This is a genomic window from Streptomyces sp. B1866, assembly GCF_031932565.1.
GTDB lineage: Bacteria > Actinomycetota > Actinomycetes > Streptomycetales > Streptomycetaceae > Streptomyces.
Window position 1 is genome coordinate 1 of sequence record NZ_JAVSCF010000403.1, and the last position, 3,475, is coordinate 3,475.

2 protein-coding genes are annotated in these 3,475 nt (G+C 75.0%); both read left to right on the forward strand.

Features of this window, described 5'->3' with window-relative positions:
• The first annotated feature begins 681 nt into the window (after nt 1-681).
• Nucleotides 682-2,232, forward strand: a complete 1,551-nt coding sequence (locus tag RKE29_RS28720; RefSeq protein WP_312008632.1) for a glycosyltransferase family 39 protein — start codon at nt 682-684, stop codon at nt 2,230-2,232.
• Nucleotides 2,233-2,544: 312 nt separating this feature from the next.
• Nucleotides 2,545-3,360, forward strand: a complete 816-nt coding sequence (locus tag RKE29_RS28725) for a serine protease (RefSeq protein WP_312008633.1) — start codon at nt 2,545-2,547, stop codon at nt 3,358-3,360.
• Nucleotides 3,361-3,475 lie beyond the last annotated feature (115 nt).

Sequence of the window (3,475 nt, forward strand, 5' to 3'; positions counted from 1 at the left end):
CCCGGGGAGCGGGAGCCGGAGTTCGTGCCGGTTCCGGTGGCGCGGCAGCCTGCTCGCCCGGGTCGGACGGGGGACCGGCGGCATACGCCTCCGGTGACTCCGGCGGAAGCGGAGGCGGAGCTGCGTGAGGCGGGGTTCGAGCCGATCGAGGCGTATCCGGGCCGTGCGTCGAAGGGTTGGTCGTGCCGGTGTCTGGAGTGCGGCGCGGCGCGGCGGTTGAAGCTGTCCGATGTACGCGGCGGGCGCCGCTGCCTGCACACCCGGGGGGTACCGCCGCCCCCCNAAGACAGGGGCGGGCGCTGGTCTCTTCCGGCGAATTCCCCGAGCCGGCAGTGGATCGAGGCCGGGATCTGCCTGGCCGCGGCCGCCGCGCTCGCCGCCTTCTGCTTCTGGCGGCTGGGCCGCCGTACCCGGCCCAGGTGACGCTCGTCACGCCGGCCGCCGGCCCCGCCACGGGCGACCGGCCCAACCCGCCGGGCCCGGCCGGGCGGCGGACCCTGTGACGGGGTTGCTCACGGCGTGTGACACAAACCAGGCCCAAGGAATGCTCATCAGCCTTTACGCTCGGCTGGTCTAATCTGGATCGCCGCGGCGGCCCCCTTCGACGGCCCCGCCCCTGACCCTGCGGCGGTCATGACCCGTGCGTCACGGTGACGGCACGGTCCCGAACGGGGAGAACGGGTGACCTACGAGATCGATGCCCCACGCGCGCAGGACGACCCCTTGCGCGCCGGGGAAGCCGCCGCGCTACCCGCGCAGCGCACCTCCTGCGCCGACGCGCCCGCCGGGCCCGCCGCGGCCCCCGGCCCGTCCGGCCGCCTCGGGCCCGTCCTGGCCGCCGTGGTGCCGGCGGCGGTGACGCTCGCCTTCGGGCTGTGGAGGATACGCCACCGGGGCAGCATGTGGCAGGACGAGTCCACGACCTACCAGGTCGCGCACCGCAGCATCTCCGAGATATGGCGGCTGCTGGGCGACGCGGACGCCGTCCACGGCCTGTACTACCTGTTCATGCACGTGTGGTTCGCCGTGTGGGGCGGCGGGGTGCTCGCGCTGCGGATGCCCTCGGCCCTCGGCATGGCCGCCGCCGCGGCCGGGATCGGGCTCATCGGCCACCGGCTGGCCGGACCGTGGACGGGACTTGCGGCCGGGTGCGCGTTCCCGATGATCTCCAGCGTGCAGTACTACGCGCAGGAGGGCCGCTCCTACGCGCTGGTGTCGGCGGCCGTGGTGTGGTCGACGTACCTGCTGCTGCGTGCCGTGGACCGGCGTACCTGGACCGCCTGGGCCGGCTACGGCGCGGCGGCCGCGCTCAGCTGCCTGCTGCACGAGTTCGCGGTGCTGAGCCTGCTCGCGCACGGCGTCACGCTGCTGCTGGCCCGCGTCCCGCGCGGGGTGTGGTGGGGCTGGATCTGCTCGGCCGGCGCCGCGTGCGCCGTCCTCGCGCCGCTCGTCGTCACCAGCCAGCGCCAGTCCGGCCTGGTCGGGTGGATACCGGACCCGACCCGGGGGCAGTGGGAGGACCTGTTCGTCCTGATCCTGACGGGCGCGGTGTGCGGGCTGGTGCCGGTCCCGGCCCGGGGCCGGATCCGGGTGCGCACCGTCGCCCTGCCGCTGCTCGCCCTGCCGCCCGTCGCGCTCCTGACGGCCTCTTACGCGCACCCGCTGTACCTGGAGCGGTACACGCTCTACATGTACGCGGGTCTCGCCCTGCTGTTCGGCGCGGCGCTGGAGTGGATGCTGCGCACCGCCTGGGACCGCAGGCTGGTGGCCCTCGGCCTGATCGCGGTGGTCTTCCTCCTGCACCTGTCCGAGTGGAGGCACATGCGGACGCCCGCCAGCCGCCGCGACAACACCCTCGCCACCGCGCAGGCCGTGCGCGACCTCGCCCGCCCCGGCGACGGCGTGGTCTTCACCCCGCACTGGCGGCGGGAGGCCATGCTCTCCAGCCCGGAGAAGTTCCAGGGCCTGAGGGACGTGACCCTCCAGGAGGCCCCGGGGCCGTCCGGCACGCTGGCCGGGGTCGAGGTGCCCCCGGCGCGCATGCGCCCGGCGATGCTGGCCGGCAAGCGCCTGATCCTGGTCGGCGACCTGCCCTGGCGGCGCAAGCCCGGGAATCCGCAGGAGGACGCCAAGCGGAAGGTGCTCCGCGAGGACTTCCGCCCGTGCGTCAGCCGCCGGGTGCAGACCATCGTGGTCGTCGTCTACGTGCCCCGCCACGGGGGCCGCTGCTGACGCCGCGGTCCCCGCGGCCCGCCGCGGGGACCGTACGGCCGCGGCCGGGGACCGTACGGTCGCGGCAGGACCGTTGTGGCCGCCGCGGGCCCGTCCCGCCCGGTCCGCGGCCATCTTCCGTACGCCCGCGGGCCGGTGAGCCGCGCGCGACGCCGGGCCTTGAGGCCGCCCGCGACCGCCCCGGGCGCGCGGGCGTGGCGGCGGGTGGCCGGAAGGCCCCCTTGTCAGTCGGTTGATCACTTCAACATAATCGCAAGGCGCACTCGCGTGTTCCGGTATTGACATGAACCCGCCAAATGTGCGCAACCCCCCATGAAAGGACACGTCTTCGTGCGTATCTTCCCCAAGCACCTCAGGAGACTCGCGGCGGTCGGCACGGTCGCCCTCGCCGCCGCCGGCCTCCTGCCCGGCACCGCGCTGGCGCAGGCGGACGGCCCCAAGCCCAGCCCGAGCGTCGTCGGCGGCACCCGCGCCGCCCAGGGCGAATTCCCCTTCATGGTCCGGCTGTCCATGGGCTGCGGCGGCGCCCTGTACTCCCAGACCCTCGTGCTGACCGCCGCCCACTGCGTGAACGGCAGCGGCCCCAACACCTCCATCACCGCCACCGCGGGCGTGGTGGACCTACAGAGCTCCAGCGCCATCAAGGTCAAGTCGACGCGCGTCCTGCAGGCCCCCGGCTACAACGGCTCCGGCAAGGACTGGGCGCTGATCAAGCTCGCCCGGCCCATCACCAGCCTGCCGACCCTGAAGATCGCCGACACCCCGGCGTACGACAACGGCACCTTCACCGTCGCCGGCTGGGGCGCCGCCACCGAGGGCGGCGGCCAGCAGCGCTACCTCCTGAAGGCCACCGTGCCGTTCGTGGACGACGCCACCTGCCAGACCGCCTACAGCGACCTGATACCCGGCGAGGAGATATGCGCCGGCCTCCCGCAGGGCGGCGTGGACACCTGCCAGGGCGACTCGGGCGGCCCCATGTTCCGCAAGGACGACCTCGGCCAGTGGGTCGAGGTCGGCATCGTCAGCTGGGGCGAGGGCTGCGCGCGGCCCGGCAAGCCCGGCGTGTACACGCAGGTGAGCACCTTCGCCCCGGCCATCAGGGCGGGCGCGGCGCAGCTCGGCGGCTGATCCGCCGGCCGTACGGGCCGCCCGCGCGCGGCCCGTACGGCCTCACGGTCCCGCCCGCGCGCGTACGGCCCCCGACCGGGGCCCGCGGCCGCCCGCCGCACGGCCCGCCGCACGG

Excerpts from the sequence above, each read along its gene's own strand:
- RKE29_RS28725 (WP_312008633.1), top strand. The coding sequence starts at position 2,545 with ATGAAAGGACACGTCTTCGTGCGTATCTTCCCCAAGCACCTCAGGAGA.